Genomic DNA, 14408 nt, shown 5'->3' with positions numbered 1-14408 from the left:
TATTACTAGAATATATTTTCTAGTTCTACATTATTAATCTTTACAATTATTAATTATTAAATGTTTCAATTTTTACGAAAAAAACAGTTGAATTTATCTCTGTGAAAGTTTTCTGTAATCTGAACGATAAATGAAAAGAAGATTTTTGTTGTCTTTTGCAGCCAGATCATAAACGTTTTCATAGTTTTTAACCAAATCAAGTTTGCGGGTTACTTTACTGACTAGTGAAGCGCCAAGATGCCCTGTAAGGATGATTCTACAGTCGAGAGTATCCAGATATTGGCTAACCTTGTCTTCATCTATTTCTTCACATGTAATTCCGTAATCTCCGCCGACAGCGATATAATAATCCTCCAAATTATCAATCATGTTGATGGACTGTTTTATTGCGTCGGTATTTATTCCAGGATTAATCTCCTCAATTATAACAAGGTCTCCGTTACTTCTTTTATTGGTCCTTCCAGTAATTCCACTAAAATTATCCAATCCCTCGATAATTTTGTCTTCATCAATTTCTAAGCAAATGGCGGTTAAAACAACTCCCAAGGTGTTGCTTACATGGTGCGGGCCGGGCGCAAATGTTTTGACGGTTATTTCTCCATTTTTCACATTGCCTTTTATGGTTTTAACATTTCTGTATTTTATTCCAATTTCGGTTTTATCCAAGGAATAGCTTACGTTTTCAACATACAGGTTTGCTGCAGTGTCTTCAATGGAAAACGTATTGATTTTCGGATGTGTCATATCTGAATAGTACTCATCAAAGCTTTCCTTATTTATCGCTACAGTATTGCATCTGAAAATCTGTCTTTTAGCTTCACTGGCACTGCTTTTCTGTTTTGCAATCGGATAGTTTTCAGAAATGTTTGTCAAAAGTCCAACATCACCTATTCCGCTCACGCCAAGTGATGATTCGAAAATTGCCGATGAATATTTTTTCAGGTTTTCACTTTTTTTGATGCCTTCCGCAATCTCGCATACTGGATTTGCAATTTTATAGGCCAAATCAACGGTTTCAGCAATATTTGCAGGTGTTATTGAAATGTTTCTTTTAAGCATTATTTCTCTGCGGTCTTCATACAGTATTGCACCAAGGCTTGATAGAATAAGCGGATTTAAATCAATCAGAATCTCTTTCAGCATAAATGCACAGCTTGTCTTTCCCTTTACTCCGGTTATTTCTACTTTGGGAATGTCCTTGCCCCATCCTTCTAAAATTTCTAAAACAGCCTCATGATGGGTTAAAAAATAGTAATTCAAATTTGGATTGTTGGCTGCAATTTCATCTGGTGTCATTGGGAGGTGAATTGGATAGATGACCTTCAAATCACCTTCCAAATCTCTCAAATCGCCCAGATCCTTAATTATTCTAACATTTGTTTCTTCAAGTATCTTTCTGTCTATAGGTTTTAAGGTGCCATAGATGTCATATGCAAGCACATCAAAGCCTTTTTTGGCCAGGCTGGAGGATATCTTCACGCCTCCGTGCGTCAAGTCAATTACCAGATTCCTCAATTTATGCACCTGTCATAATCGCTTATGCCGCCTTCGCTAAGTTTGTCCTTAACCTTCTTGTAGAAGTATTTGCTTGAAGTTCTGATGAAGTAAACGTCCTTTTCGGATTTTTTGAATTTGATTTCCTCTTCATATTCCGCTTCTTCATTGCGCTGTCCGTCCATAACAAATACTGCACTTTTACCTTTCTTGAGGAGCTTGACAGTGATTTCACTATTGTCAGAAACAATGAACGGTCTTGCCGCAAGCTTGTATGGACAAATCGGAATGATGATGAATCCTCCGACTTTCGGATCCATAATAGGTCCTCCCGCAGACATGGCATAAGCTGTGGAACCGCTCGGAGTGGAAATAATCAAACCGTCGGCTCTCACTTCATCAATGATTTCTCCGTCAACCTTTATCTGGAAGTTAAGCATCTTGGCGGTCTGGTTGGTCATGATAACCACTTCATTGATTGCGGAATAGTGGTTGTTTTCGTGAGATACAACAAGCCTTGTCCGTTTTTCCTTGTAGTATTCTCCCTTTAGAATTTCATCAAGTGCGTCGAAGGTATCTTCCACTTCGGTGTCTGTTAAAAATCCGACTGTTCCCATGTTGATTCCAAATACAGGAATTTCAGGTTTCATCTTGGCTTCGGCACGAAGCAGTGTACCGTCCCCGCCCAGAATAACTGCCATGTCGCAGTTGAAATCATATATGTTTCTTGAAAGCGCATCGAAGTTGATGTCGAAGTTTATTTCGCCCAGTAAATCGACCATGTTCGGATGGTTTTTCTTGATTCTTTTGATAATCTTGTCACGTTCAGGATTTTCCTTAAGTTCTGTTATCTTTTTGGCCAGCCTCTTTTCGATAATCACTTCACGGCCGTTGGTTAAAAGATAATCGACAATTTTTGCTGAAAGCAATACAGGGCGGACCTGATCAATTCTTCCCACAATTCCTATTTTTCCAATCAAATCTGTCTGATTGTCGTTTAGAATGTCAATCATCTGTTTGTGAAGAATCCTGTTGTTTGCAGCTACAACAATTGTTTTTTCGTGTATGCTCAGCTTGTTGTTGAGTTTTTCACCATACTTGTCGGTTATTATTCCTCCGGCTTCTTCCAAAATCAGTTTGGCCGCAGCTATATCTATGATTCTGCTTCCCCTGAGGTCCAGAAACGCATCGTATCTTCCGCTTGCGACATAGGAAAGCTCAAGAACCACGCTTCCCATAACTCTCATCCTTCTTGCATTGTCGACCAGTTTTGATGCTTCGATTGTTCCGCTTTTGGTAAAACCACCAAGTGTCATGTTGCTTATTTTCACTTCGTCACTTGGATGTACCTGTTCATTGTTTAGCCAGCATCCTTTTCCCTTTTCGGCTTCAAAGAAGTTACCTGTTGCAAGATTGCTTAAAAATGCCAGTTCCACATCATTCAATGTGGCAAGTCTTCCTTCCGGAACGCTTGCAACGGCCAGTGAAATTGCAAAAGCAGGTATTTCCTTAACAGCATTTGTTGTTCCGTCAATAGGGTCGACCAGAAATATGAATTTTGGCCTTTCCTCTTCAGGCAGATCATTGTTTCTAAGTTCCTGTGTAAGGGACACGCTTATCTTTCTGCCTTTACCTAATCTCAGCTCTCCTACTTCTTCACTTACGATGTAGGAGTATACTGGAGCCTCCTTCAGGATACTGATTACCTTGTCTTCAGCGATAACATCGATAAATGAGGTTGGAGTCCCGTCAGCACCGATTTTAACGGTTTCGCCTGCTGCTTCAGTACCAAAATAAGGTCTGGTTGCTCTACTTACTTCCCTAATAATTTCATAAGCAAGGTCTGTTGCCATTTTTTTATCCTGTGCATCCATTAGTTCCACCTCTTTTTTTATGATTTTTGATTTTGCAATATTTAAGTTTGTTAAAGTTTTTTGTTTATTCGTCAATAATGTCTTCTTTTAGATAAACCACGCTTGCAACAACTGATGCAATGCTTTCGACCGTGGTTGTGGAGCTTTTGATAATAAGGTCTTTTATTTCAACCCCGCGCTTTTCCATCATGTATTCAACCATATTCTGCGCTTTGGAGGTTAAATCATTCGGATTTTCCCCACGGCCGCATGTTTCAACAACACAGCCCAATTCATCTCCAATAGCTACAGCCACTACGGCAGTGATTGTTTCGCCGGGTTTGTCTGAAGTGACCTCTGAAAGAACGCAGTTTACCATTGCGCCCGGTTTGAGTGTTGGCAGGGTTTCAATTTTTGTTTTACGCCCAAGCATGCTTGATACTTTAATCAGGTTCACATCACCTATGCCTGCATCGCTTAGGGCGTTGTCAAATGCATTCAACTTTGTCGGCCCTTCATCTTTTCCACTTACAATAGCTATTTTCATTATATCACTAATTTAATATTATTGTTTTTCATGTTAAATATATATTTAAACAATGAAGTACAATATAAATTTAGGTGTACCTAATGATTTTGAATAAGTATTTGTCGATTGCAATTTCAGGCTGTTTATTTTTATTGATGATGCTCATTGCATCAATTTCAGTAATCGTATTTTTCGGGGGAAATCAAATCCCTGTTTTAGGAGTATTTTTTGTTTTAATCTTTTATTTCATAACCAAGGCATTTTACAATTATCTGCGAAATGACGATTTCTATAAAAACACAAAAAAACATAAAAGCGATAAAAAAGGGGAAAAATATTGGGTTAAAGGCGAAAAGGATATCAAAAAGGTATTTATAATTGTGTGGGTTATCGTTATCCTGATTTTGGCAGCACTTTCTCTGATATTATACTCCTATAACAATGCCACATTGTAGCGAATAGTTTATATAAAATAGGAAATATAGTTAATAGTAATCTAATAATAATGCTTATTATAAGATTAAAAACCGGTTTTTTAATTATGGAGGAAAATTAATGTCAACAAAAGTTGTAGAAATTAAAACATTAAAAGTTGGAAAATATATCGTTTTAGGAGGAGAAGCTTGTAAAATCGTAAGTTACTCAACTTCATCCCCTGGTAAACATGGAGCTGCAAAAGCAAGAATCGAAGCTATCGGTGTATTCGATGGCCAAAAAAGAAGTCTTGTAAAACCTGTAGACAGTAAAACTGATATTCCTATAATTGACAAAAGATTAGGACAAGTTATTTCAATCCAAGGCGACATGGTTCAAATCATGGATATGGAAAACTACGATACCATTGACTTACCAATGCCTGAAGACTTAAAAGACTCTATGGTAGAAGGTATTGAAGTAGAATACATTGTTGCTTTAGGAAACATGAAAATAATGAGAATCAGAGGATCTAACTAGATTCTCTCATTATTATTTTCCTTTTTGTAAAATTATGCTTTTAAATACATACGAACCATGGAAATTTGCATTTTCAAAAGAAAATGAGGATATCAAAGAAAATTCATTTGGAATAATCGGAGTTCCCTTTGACAGCACTACTTCTTATCACTCCGGTGCACGTTTAGGACCAATTGTTGTGCGTGAAGCATCATTTGGTTTCGAAAAATACAATACTACTTTTAACAAGGATTTGACAGCTTCTTTTTATGATTTCGGTGATGTAAATGTCGTTCCAGGAAACTGTGAGAAAACCTGCAGCATCATTGAAGATACCGTCAATGAACTTTATGAATTGAATCTGAAACCGCTTATCATCGGAGGCGAACACTCAGCCACCATCGGTGCGGTCAGGGCACTATGCGAAAAATATGAAAAGCTTACAGTAGTTCATCTCGATGCCCACAGAGACCTTGCATTCGATTTTGTAGGTGAGAAATACTCCCATGCGACAGTAATGAGAAGGGTTCATGAGATGGGTGTTAACCTGGTTCAGATTGGAATCAGATCATCATCACAGGACGAAGAGGATTACGTCAAGTCAACATATGACATTCAAACTTTTAAAAATAAGGACGCCCACAAGCATATGGATGCAATCGAGTATTATCTTGCAAACATAGACGGGCCGATATACATTTCAATCGATATGGATGTGATAGACCCTTCAATCGCTCCAAGCGTTGGAAATCCGACTCCTGGCGGACTGTACATATCTGAAATTGAAACAATAATTCAGGCTTTGGCCCGCAAGAATATAGTTGGATTGGATGTTGTTGAAACCGCATGCGACAGACTGGGAGATACTACAGCAGTTGTTGCGGCAAAAATTATTTATGATTTTTTAACTTTAGTTGATTAAGATGGATATCAAAGCACCCATTGTTATGGAAATAATTTTTATAGCCATTGCCTTTTTGATATATTTTGCAACTTCGAACACGTTTTTCATATTCAATTTTTTATATATTGGAACCGCAATTGCAATTGGACTCTTTCTAATGGCCAGAGGAAATCGCTATGCAAGAAATGTGATTCTTGTAGCAGTCGGGTCTTATATCCTGTTTTATGTGGCTCTGTTGGGTCATGAAAATATGCTCATGAGTGGATTTTGGTATTATCTGTTTTTAGGGGTTTTTGAAGCTGCTGTTATACACTTTTTAATTGCTAAAATCGCAGGACCGTTCTTATTTGGTCGAGGATGGTGCGGATATGCATGTTGGATAGCGATGGTGCTTGATTTGCTTCCTTATAGGATTCCACAAAATCCAAGAAAAAATTGGGAATACTTCAGATATGTCTTTTTTGCCATGATATTGGTAGCTGTCGTTGTGTTATTTGTATTGAAAGTGGTTAATTTGGATCTGATTATATTCTACATGTTTATTTTAGGAAATGTTGTATATTATGCAATTGGAATTGCTCTTGCATATTTCCTTAAGGACAACAGGGCATTCTGTAAATATGTGTGTCCAATAACTGTATTTTTAAAACCGACCAGTTATTTTTCATTGATAAGGGTGAATGTTGATGAAAATAAGTGTATCGATTGCGGAGCCTGTGTAAAAAAATGTCCGATGAATGTCAACTTGCTGGATAATGCCCGCTCAAGAGAGAACGGAACGGAATGCATACTCTGCATGGAATGCGTTAGAAATTGCCCTAAAGATGCAGTTAAAATATAAATTCAGTCATTATAATCTTTTTCTACCTTGTCAAGGTAATATTTTCCCTTGTCGGTGATGCTGTAGAATCTGTATCTTTTGTCTTCTTCGTTAAGACATTCCACAAGCTCAGCATCCTTTAATGTTTTAAGATATTTTGAGACATGATTACTGTTGTCATCAATATCCTTGCTGATTTTTGATGGAATTTTATCTTCATTTTCAAGTGATTTAAGCACTTTGACCCTTTTTTTAGATCTTGCCAGTAAGGATATAATGCTCATATCATCTTTTTTGCTCATGATTTTAAATTTGGTCTTTAGCTATATAGTAGATATCTATATGATATTAGCATGCTAATAGCAATATTTATATGTTGTGTTTAAAATAATTAATATTACAAAACATGGAGGTTTTTTTATGACAAAGAAAATTTTAACATTGTTGATTGTCTTAGTGGCAGCAATATCTATTGCTAGTGTATGTGCTGCCGATTTGACAAAAGAACAGGATTTCAACGGTTTATTTAAAATGAAAGTGGACGGCAGTGATAATTTCACAAGCATTGATGTTGGAAATAATTTTTCAAGTTTATTGCAATCCAGAATCGCCTATAAAAATGCTAATGAAACAATATTCGTATTTTTCTATGAAAATGATTTAAATGATGCTGTAATGTATGCATCAGACGGCAATATAACTCAGTTTGAAGCTCTAAATGGAGTCGGTACCTTCAATTTCACTGACCAAATGACTCAGTCATTAGATGGGAAAGCTTCTGTTGGTGTAGCAAAAATGTCTGATGATCAGTCAAAAACTGTTTTGCTTGGTGGAACTAACGAAACTTTACTTAAAGAATATGCAGATACAATAACATTTTAAAAATAATATTTTTCTTTATTTTATTTTTTGGGTGATATTATTAAAATTGGAGATTTTGACATTAGTTTTAAATTGATAGTGGGCATATTGGTTGCAATTATCATTATTTTAGGATTAATGTCACTGATAACTGGTGGAGGTAATGATTTTACTGTTAATGGGGTTAGTTTTCACATACCTGACGGTTTTGATGAAGTAACTAAAGATAGTCTTGATACTGATACAGATTTTGAAGAGTATACCTTTAAAAACACTAAAAATCATGAATTCATTAGAATTTCAGTAGTTGATTTTACCAAAGATGAGTCTGCAATGTATGATTATTTTAAACAGAAAGGATATAAGCAGGAGACAATTGACGGAAAGAACGGATATGGAGCGATGGGTCCCGGTCTTAGATATGGATATTGCTACATTGATGGTGGAAAATATGTCGTAATGGATGTTCCGTGGGTTTATGATGAAGAAGGAATGCAGCATGACAAGCTAATCAGTGAAATTATCAAGTGAGGTGTTCCATGACAGAAGATATTTCGAATAACATTGAATTTGTACCGATTATCAAGGGATTGGTCGTATCAGTCCTTTTCTTTATCATAGGCATGTTTACTGGAGGATATGTGTCTATGTTGGGTGTAGTGGTCGGTTCTGCGGTTTCAGGATTTTCAACTGATCTTTCAACCAAATATGCATTGATTTACGGTGCAATCGTAGGTATAATCAGTGGTATTTTAACAGGGGCATTTTATGTCATAATACTGTTTATTATTTTGGGAGTGTTTGGCGGATTCATAGGTAAAGTGATTCAGGCAAATTTTAATTAGCTTATTTTTGAATTGGAATCATATTTTCATGATTCTAATATTATTTTTTTTTCATTGCAATAGTCACCAAAAATATTTAAATTGCTGTTTTAAATATAGAATATATTGAAAGAGGCGATTTTATGGGTAAAAAAATCTTTACAATATTTCTGGTTGCCGTCATTGCAGTCCTTGCTTTGGGATCATTTGCTTTTGCAACTGATGAACCGTATGACACTCAAAATTTTGGCGGTTCATTCAACATGACAGTTCATTTGGGTGAGGTCTATGTTCCTTCCCAGTCAAACGGAAGTCTGGGTTCTGTTTGTGAATACATAAACAACAACTCCGACGGCAATTTCCGCAAGGGAGATATTAATATATACTACTACAATGAATCTGTTCTTGCAGATAACGAAACAGACGTATTGGAACATGCTCTGGGAGATTTGACAACAACATATTCATATCAGATTAATCAGAATGATGATTTAATCATATTGCAGAACGACAAGGAAATGTGTGGCATTCCATTTTTCCTGGTTGGAAAAACCAACGGCAATGAAGTGGTTTTCCTGGGCGGTGAAAACATGAATGAACTGACACAGTATGCAAACAGCATCAAGTTTTCAAACACTTAACTTTTTTTTTAATTTTTTTGATGCTTCATTTTCAATCAGTATTCCAATTTTTCAATAATAATAAATATTACATAAAACATAAATTATTATATTAACGAAATGGAGCAAAAATATTATGAATAAGAGAATAATACACCTTTCAGGCCATATTATTGACTCATTGACCTTAACCAGAACAATGGGCATAATCATGGACAAAGGGGGAGAATTTGACATATTGGAAATTGATGTTGGACGAAAAAAATCAGATGTCAGTCATGCAAAGATTGAAGTTTCAGCAGATTCTCCCGAACTGTTAAATTCCATATTGGATGAACTGTCCGTTCTTGGTGCATCAATAGATGAAATAAAGGAAGTCAATCTGGTTGCATCAACTAAGGATAAAGTTGCTCCTGAAGGTTTTTATTCATCATCCAATCACACTACTCATATTTACTATGGAGGAAACTGGATCAAGGTTGAAGAAATCGAAATGGACTGTCTGGTCGTCGTTGATGAGAGTGTTCCAAGAGCATATGTGAAACCTATTGCCGAGATTAAGGCAGGAGATAAAATTGTCGTAGGTCTTGACGGAGTTAGGGTAACACCACCTCACAGGTCAAGAAACGAACAGCAGGTGTTCGAATTCATGAACAGTGAAGTTTCCTCAGAAAAGCCATTGATGAATCTGATTAATGGTATTGCAAAAGAAATGAAGGAAATAAAGGATAAAGGTGGAAAAATCGGTATTGTCGGAGGGCCGGCTATTGTTCACACCGGTTCAGGCAAATATTTGGCTTCTCTTATTCGGGAAGGCTACATTGATGTCATCATGGCCGGAAATGCACTGGCAACTCACGATATTGAATCCAACCTTTTCGGAACTTCCCTTGGAATTGAAGTTGAAACAGGTAAGATTGTAGCTCACGGCCACACTCACCACATGAGAGCAATCAACAGAATTAACAATTCAGGTTCCATCCAGCAGGCTGTCGAAGACGGAACCCTTACTGGGGGAATAATGTATGAATGCGTTAAAAATAATGTTCCATATGTTCTGGCAGGTTCCATTCGTGATGACGGACCTCTTCCAGATGTGATGACTGATGTGATTGAGGCTCAAAAGGTCATGAGAAAATATGCTCAGGAACTTGACATGGTTCTTATGATTTCAACTATGCTTCACTCAATCGCAACAGGTAATTTGCTTCCTTCAAGGGTAAAAAGTATCTGTGTAGATATCAATCCTTCCACAGTTACCAAACTGTCTGACAGAGGAAGCGCTCAAGTTGTAGGTATTGTTACTGATATCGGTACATTCCTGCCACTTTTATATAGGGCTTTACATGAGGAATGATAATATGGCATTCACATCTTTTATTCTTGATGTAGTTTCAAATTCCGTTTATCCTGCAAGGATTACAATTGAAGATGGTGTCTATACAAATATTGAACCGATTTTAATTAATGAGCGAACAAGGTTGGATATTAAGGGATTAATGATTCCAGGATTCATTGATTCTCATATTCATATTGAAAGCAGTATGCTGACTCCAGCTCAATTTGCAAGGGTTGCTGTTCGCCATGGAACTACTGGTGTGGTATGTGATCCTCACGAAATAGCCAATGTGTTGGGTGTTGGCGGTGTTGAAGCAATGATTGAGAATTCAAAAGCCGTACCATTTAATTTCTTTTTCACAGCACCATCCTGTGTTCCGGCAACTCCATTTGAAACTTCTGGAGCTATTTTAAACTCTCCTGAAATTGAATATCTGCTTAAAAAGGATGAAATTGTTGCTCTTGGAGAAATGATGAATTATCCTGGTGTAATCAATGGTGATGAGGAAGTTTTAAGCAAACTGTCATTGGCAAAACAGTACGGCAAACCTATTGACGGTCACGCCCCATTACTTACTCGTGAAAATTTGGATAAATACATTGCTGGGGGTATAATAACTGACCACGAATGCAGTAATCTTTTGGAAGTCATCGAAAAAAAGATGAAAGGCATGAAAATTATGGTACGTGACGGATCATCTGCCCTAAATATGGAAGCTCTTTTTGATTTGGAGAGGGGTAGAAATTTGGTAGAAAATCCTGATGCGCTTGGAATGGTTTATCATGAGATATTCAATGAAAGAATTTTCTCTCCACTTTTTGATTTTATCGTCAGTGATGACAAGCATCCCGAAGATTTAATCAAAGGGCATCTGAATGTATCTGTATTAAAAGCAGTTGAACTGGGCATTGATATAATTCAGGCTCTTCGTATGGTCACAATCAATCCTGCATATCATTACAATTTAAATTGCGGAGCGATTGTGGAAGGGGCAAGAGCAGATTATGTTATTGTAGATTCTTTATCTGAGTTGAATATTTTAAAAACATATATCGGAGGTAAATGTGTATTCGATGGGGAAAACGTATTGTTTGATGCCCCTGAAATTGATGCTTCCAATTCAGTCAATACCTCCAAAAAAACTGCTGAAGATTTTGATATTTATTATGATGGGGATGAAGCTGAAGTCAATGTCATCGAATGCTTTGACGGAGAACTGTTAACTGAAAAGGCAACTGCAAAACTTAAAACAAAGGACGGTAAAATCCAATCCGATATCTTCCAGGATGTATTGAAAATTGCTGTTGTGGAACGTTACGGTGGAAACAAGATTGCAAATGCGTTCATTAAAGGTTTCGGTCTTAAAAAAGGTGCTATTGCATCTTCAATAGCTCATGACTCTCACAATATTATAGTAATAGGTTATAATTCAGAAAGTATGGCTGAAGCCGTCAACAGAGTCATTGACGATAAGGGAGGAATTTCAGTTGTCAGTGAAGATTTCACAGACTCATTGTCTCTTCCTATTGCAGGGCTTATGAGTAATGAGGAGGCCCATGTTGTTGCCCGTAAACTGGAAACCCTGCACAATATGGTTGATGTTTTAGGCTGTAAAATCGAGGCGCCGTTCATGACAATGGCATTCATGGCGCTTTTGGTAATTCCATCAATCAAAATCTCAGATTTGGGTCTGTTTGATGGTGATTCATTTGAATTTATAGATGTTGTTAGAAATTAGGGTTCATATCCCCTATTTTCCAGTTCTTTTTTTATAATGGTCATGGCCTTTTTGTCATCTGCTGTTCCGACTTTTCTTGTAACCCTATAGGCTTCCCTGAACTTATTTATATAATCCTCTTTTTTATTATCATCCGCCAAATCGAAGCGTGTAAAATTGGCAAGGGTTTCAACTACATAGCTGAAGCCCCGGTTGAACGCTTTGGTGTTGTTTTTTATGACAAGTTCAGTTACCTGTGCCTTGATGACGATTGCTTCGTCCTTCTTTTTAATCGGATCGCTTTGCTTTACTGCTTCCTTAAGGGATATGACTTCACATTTGAAAAAGGCATCGCCACATTTAAGTGTTCCTCCATCTCCAAAATAGTCCTGGGGCAGGTTTTCGATGGTTGAAATTGTAAACACTTCAACATCATGGGTTATGTTTACGATAAACTCTCGTTCACGGATTATGTTGTCGAGGGTGTGGCTTCCCTTGAAGATACGGTTCACGATTCTGTCCGGTGCTGAACATATAACGCCAATCGGTGCGGCATTGTATGTGTTGTCACAATTTTTTGTCGTAATAATTGTCTCGTATTGTCTTCCTTTTTCCATTCCGATTAAAGATAAATCAATTTTCATGATAACCATTTTTAAAAAACATTTTTATAATATTAAATAACAATATATTATTGATATTATTTAATTTTAAGGAGTTTTAAGCATGAAATATAAAATGTATGATGAAATGATGGAACAACCAGATTCACTTAGAAGGACTTTTGAAAGTGAACTTTCCGTAATGGATGAGGTTTCCAAAAAAGTTTCCGAAGTCGATAAAGTTTATTTAATAGGTTGTGGAAGTTCTATTTCTACATGTTACAGTGTACGTGACGCAATAAGGATGTCAAGTACTAATATCGATATTGAAGTGTATGCTGGTTATGAATTTTACTATAACAAAAAACTGATAGAAAATGAAAACTCACTTGCAATATTCACCTCACAGTCAGGTGAAACTGCAGATACATTAGCTGCTTTAAGAAAAGCCAACGAATATGGCATCCACACTGTTTCTATTTCAAATGAACCTGAAAGCTCAATGATAAAAGAAGCTAAAACTCCAATTGCAACCAGGTGCGAAACTGAAACAGCAATTTTAGGAACCAAAACCTACATTACTCAGCTTGCAAGCTTATATCAGATTTTATTTAAGGCATCAGATTATGAAAACAGGGATGAACTATTATCAGAATTGTCCCAGATGCCGGACATGATTGAAAAATTACTGGACACTACAGAAGAGGACAATAAAAAATTGGCTGAAAAATATGCTTCAGAAGATTTATTCTACTGTCTTGGAAGCGGTCCTAACTTCGGTCTTGCCTACAAACTGGCAATGACAATGCTTATGGAAGGTGCAATCAAGCATGCATGTCCTGAATATGCTGCCGAGTTCAGACACGGTCTGATTGAAAGGGCAGAAAAGGATGTTCCGGTTATAATTCTTAGATCTGATTTCGAGTCCGATGAGATTACACAAAAAGCAATAGACTTTTGTGAAAACCTTGAAGCAAAAACAATACTCTATGACTTAAAAGATTATGCTGATGTGGATAAGCTATTGTCTCCGTTTATTCTTGTGATTCCACTTGAATGGTTTGTATATTACCTTGCACACTTCAACGATGAAGATCCTGGTGCAACAAGACACATCGGAAAAGTAAGATATTAATAATGTAGTTTTACTGCATTCAATATTTTTTTTATTGATGAAAAATTAGATAAGTCTATAAAATTTTACGGACTCAAAAAAAGAGAAAAGATAAGTAGAATGTTTATTCTACTTTGACTTTATGTTTTGGTATGATCAATTTTGGAATGGTTATAGTAACGATTCCTCTTGCGAATTTTGCTTTGATGTTTTCAATATCAAGACTGTTTTCAAATCTGACGGTTTTTACACATCTTCCTGATTTGATTGAAGAGACGATTACTTCGAGTTCTTCTTCTTTTTCAGCATCGAATTCTTCAATGTATGGGATAAATGTGGTTTCGATAGTAATGTCGTTGTCACCCGCTTCAATTGAGATGTCCTTTTTGGCAGCACCTGGTACAGCTACTTTCATGTAGTAGTTGTCTTTGGTTTCAATAAGGTCAATGTCTAAGGTTTGAACGGTTGATTTTTTGTAATCTTGATATTTTTGATCTGCATTTTTTTGCATGCTTTTAAGACTTTCTTTAAAATCATCAATGGTTTTTGATAAGTCGTTAATCACATTGTCTGCAATATTTTTGCTTTTTTCTTTTTTATCTTCAAAAGTTTCTTTTGCTTCATCTTTTGCAGAGTCGAATGCTTCTTTTGCATCTTCGACTTTTTCATCAAATTCTTCTTTTTTATCTGAAATTTTAGTATCAATTGTTTCTGAATCTACCATAGTTTTCACACTCCTATGATGAAATTTCATTTAACATGTTTTATTTACTTTTTGTTACTATATAAAGTTTTCTA

At 36.3% G+C, this 14408-nt stretch carries 17 protein-coding genes; 11 read left to right on the top strand and 6 right to left on the bottom strand.

Translation table 11 applies throughout. The features are described from left to right. Positions 1-93 precede the first annotated feature (93 nt). The 3 genes from cfbE to ACKI2P_RS04275 form a co-directional block, all read right to left on the bottom strand. Positions 94-1524 (bottom strand): coenzyme F430 synthase, encoded by a 1431-nt coding sequence (cfbE, locus tag ACKI2P_RS04285; protein ID WP_407375336.1) that lies wholly within the window; start codon positions 1522-1524, stop codon positions 94-96. Further along, a complete protein-coding gene (locus ACKI2P_RS04280) occupies positions 1512-3368 on the bottom strand; it encodes a bifunctional NADP phosphatase/NAD kinase (protein WP_407375334.1) in 1857 nt (618 codons plus the stop codon). Before ACKI2P_RS04280 ends, cfbE begins: the two co-directional genes overlap by 13 nt. Positions 3369-3432: 64 nt before the next feature. After that, on the bottom strand, positions 3433-3894 hold the full coding sequence (locus ACKI2P_RS04275; RefSeq protein WP_407375332.1) for a pyruvoyl-dependent arginine decarboxylase: 462 nt from the start codon (positions 3892-3894) through the stop codon (positions 3433-3435). Positions 3895-3977: 83 nt separating this feature from the next. On the opposite strand from ACKI2P_RS04275, the gene ACKI2P_RS04270 reads away from it, so the two are divergent. From ACKI2P_RS04270 to ACKI2P_RS04255, 4 genes are all read left to right on the top strand, one after another. Continuing rightward, positions 3978-4331, top strand: a complete 354-nt coding sequence (locus ACKI2P_RS04270) for a hypothetical protein (protein WP_407375330.1) — start codon at positions 3978-3980, stop codon at positions 4329-4331. Between the two features lie 100 nt (positions 4332-4431). After that, positions 4432-4830 carry a translation initiation factor IF-5A gene (locus tag ACKI2P_RS04265; protein WP_407375328.1) on the top strand — a complete coding sequence of 133 codons (399 nt, stop codon included), beginning with the start codon at positions 4432-4434 and terminating at the stop codon, positions 4828-4830. A 34-nt stretch (positions 4831-4864) separates the two neighbouring features. Further along, positions 4865-5731: an agmatinase gene (speB, locus tag ACKI2P_RS04260; protein ID WP_407375326.1), complete on the top strand. Its 867-nt coding sequence runs from the start codon at positions 4865-4867 to the stop codon at positions 5729-5731. A 1-nt stretch (position 5732) separates the two neighbouring features. After that, on the top strand, positions 5733-6554 hold the full coding sequence (locus ACKI2P_RS04255) for a 4Fe-4S binding protein (RefSeq protein WP_407375324.1): 822 nt from the start codon (positions 5733-5735) through the stop codon (positions 6552-6554). Positions 6555-6556: 2 nt separating this feature from the next. Here the strand turns inward: ACKI2P_RS04255 and ACKI2P_RS04250 are convergent, their stop codons facing one another. Beyond that, complete coding sequence (locus tag ACKI2P_RS04250) at positions 6557-6835, bottom strand: winged helix-turn-helix domain-containing protein (RefSeq protein WP_407375322.1); 279 nt, start codon at positions 6833-6835, stop codon at positions 6557-6559. 118 nt (positions 6836-6953) lie between these two features. On the opposite strand from ACKI2P_RS04250, the gene ACKI2P_RS04245 reads away from it, so the two are divergent. From ACKI2P_RS04245 to ade, 6 genes are all read left to right on the top strand, one after another. Then, complete coding sequence (locus ACKI2P_RS04245; protein ID WP_407375321.1) at positions 6954-7415, top strand: hypothetical protein; 462 nt, start codon at positions 6954-6956, stop codon at positions 7413-7415. A 27-nt stretch (positions 7416-7442) separates the two neighbouring features. Further along, positions 7443-7925, top strand: a complete 483-nt coding sequence (locus ACKI2P_RS04240) for a hypothetical protein (RefSeq protein WP_407375319.1) — start codon at positions 7443-7445, stop codon at positions 7923-7925. A gap of 8 nt (positions 7926-7933) precedes the next feature. Then, positions 7934-8239: a hypothetical protein gene (locus ACKI2P_RS04235; RefSeq protein ID WP_407375317.1), complete on the top strand. Its 306-nt coding sequence runs from the start codon at positions 7934-7936 to the stop codon at positions 8237-8239. 122 nt (positions 8240-8361) lie between these two features. Then, positions 8362-8859 (top strand): hypothetical protein, encoded by a 498-nt coding sequence (locus ACKI2P_RS04230; protein WP_407375315.1) that lies wholly within the window; start codon positions 8362-8364, stop codon positions 8857-8859. A gap of 115 nt (positions 8860-8974) precedes the next feature. Then, positions 8975-10195, top strand: a complete 1221-nt coding sequence (locus tag ACKI2P_RS04225) for a TIGR00300 family protein (RefSeq protein ID WP_407375313.1) — start codon at positions 8975-8977, stop codon at positions 10193-10195. A 4-nt stretch (positions 10196-10199) separates the two neighbouring features. Further along, positions 10200-11915, top strand: coding sequence for an adenine deaminase (gene ade / locus ACKI2P_RS04220; protein WP_407375372.1), 1716 nt, complete (start codon positions 10200-10202; stop codon positions 11913-11915). Here the strand turns inward: ade and ACKI2P_RS04215 are convergent. Then, on the bottom strand, positions 11912-12538 hold the full coding sequence (locus ACKI2P_RS04215; RefSeq protein ID WP_407375311.1) for a DUF447 domain-containing protein: 627 nt from the start codon (positions 12536-12538) through the stop codon (positions 11912-11914). The genes ade and ACKI2P_RS04215 overlap by 4 nt on opposite strands. An 82-nt stretch (positions 12539-12620) precedes the next feature. Between ACKI2P_RS04215 and ACKI2P_RS04210 the strand changes: the two genes are divergently transcribed. Continuing rightward, positions 12621-13631 (top strand): SIS domain-containing protein, encoded by a 1011-nt coding sequence (locus ACKI2P_RS04210; protein ID WP_407375309.1) that lies wholly within the window; start codon positions 12621-12623, stop codon positions 13629-13631. A gap of 103 nt (positions 13632-13734) precedes the next feature. On the opposite strand, the gene ACKI2P_RS04205 is transcribed toward ACKI2P_RS04210, so the two are convergent. Next, positions 13735-14334, bottom strand: coding sequence for an Hsp20 family protein (locus ACKI2P_RS04205; RefSeq protein WP_407375307.1), 600 nt, complete (start codon positions 14332-14334; stop codon positions 13735-13737). Positions 14335-14408 lie beyond the last annotated feature (74 nt).

It is taken from the genome of Methanobrevibacter sp. (genome assembly GCF_045541095.1).
Classification (GTDB): domain Archaea; phylum Methanobacteriota; class Methanobacteria; order Methanobacteriales; family Methanobacteriaceae; genus Methanocatella.
This window is presented reverse-complemented; position numbering and strand designations above follow the sequence as displayed.

What these genes read in the sequence shown, in the direction of transcription:
- ACKI2P_RS04280 (WP_407375334.1), bottom strand. Translation starts at nt 3,368, where the DNA reads ATGGATGCACAGGATAAAAAAATGGCAACAGACCTTGCTTATGAAATT.
- ACKI2P_RS04275 (WP_407375332.1), bottom strand. Translation starts at nt 3,894, where the DNA reads ATGAAAATAGCTATTGTAAGTGGAAAAGATGAAGGGCCGACAAAGTTG.
- ACKI2P_RS04270 (WP_407375330.1), top strand. Translation starts at nt 3,978, where the DNA reads ATGATTTTGAATAAGTATTTGTCGATTGCAATTTCAGGCTGTTTATTT.
- ACKI2P_RS04265 (WP_407375328.1), top strand. Translation starts at nt 4,432, where the DNA reads ATGTCAACAAAAGTTGTAGAAATTAAAACATTAAAAGTTGGAAAATAT.
- speB (WP_407375326.1), top strand. Translation starts at nt 4,865, where the DNA reads ATGCTTTTAAATACATACGAACCATGGAAATTTGCATTTTCAAAAGAA.
- ACKI2P_RS04255 (WP_407375324.1), top strand. Translation starts at nt 5,733, where the DNA reads ATGGATATCAAAGCACCCATTGTTATGGAAATAATTTTTATAGCCATT.
- ACKI2P_RS04250 (WP_407375322.1), bottom strand. Translation starts at nt 6,835, where the DNA reads ATGAGCAAAAAAGATGATATGAGCATTATATCCTTACTGGCAAGATCT.
- ACKI2P_RS04245 (WP_407375321.1), top strand. Translation starts at nt 6,954, where the DNA reads ATGACAAAGAAAATTTTAACATTGTTGATTGTCTTAGTGGCAGCAATA.
- ACKI2P_RS04235 (WP_407375317.1), top strand. Translation starts at nt 7,934, where the DNA reads ATGACAGAAGATATTTCGAATAACATTGAATTTGTACCGATTATCAAG.
- ACKI2P_RS04230 (WP_407375315.1), top strand. Translation starts at nt 8,362, where the DNA reads ATGGGTAAAAAAATCTTTACAATATTTCTGGTTGCCGTCATTGCAGTC.
- ACKI2P_RS04225 (WP_407375313.1), top strand. Translation starts at nt 8,975, where the DNA reads ATGAATAAGAGAATAATACACCTTTCAGGCCATATTATTGACTCATTG.
- ade (WP_407375372.1), top strand. Translation starts at nt 10,200, where the DNA reads ATGGCATTCACATCTTTTATTCTTGATGTAGTTTCAAATTCCGTTTAT.
- ACKI2P_RS04215 (WP_407375311.1), bottom strand. Translation starts at nt 12,538, where the DNA reads ATGAAAATTGATTTATCTTTAATCGGAATGGAAAAAGGAAGACAATAC.
- ACKI2P_RS04210 (WP_407375309.1), top strand. Translation starts at nt 12,621, where the DNA reads ATGAAATATAAAATGTATGATGAAATGATGGAACAACCAGATTCACTT.
- ACKI2P_RS04205 (WP_407375307.1), bottom strand. Translation starts at nt 14,334, where the DNA reads ATGGTAGATTCAGAAACAATTGATACTAAAATTTCAGATAAAAAAGAA.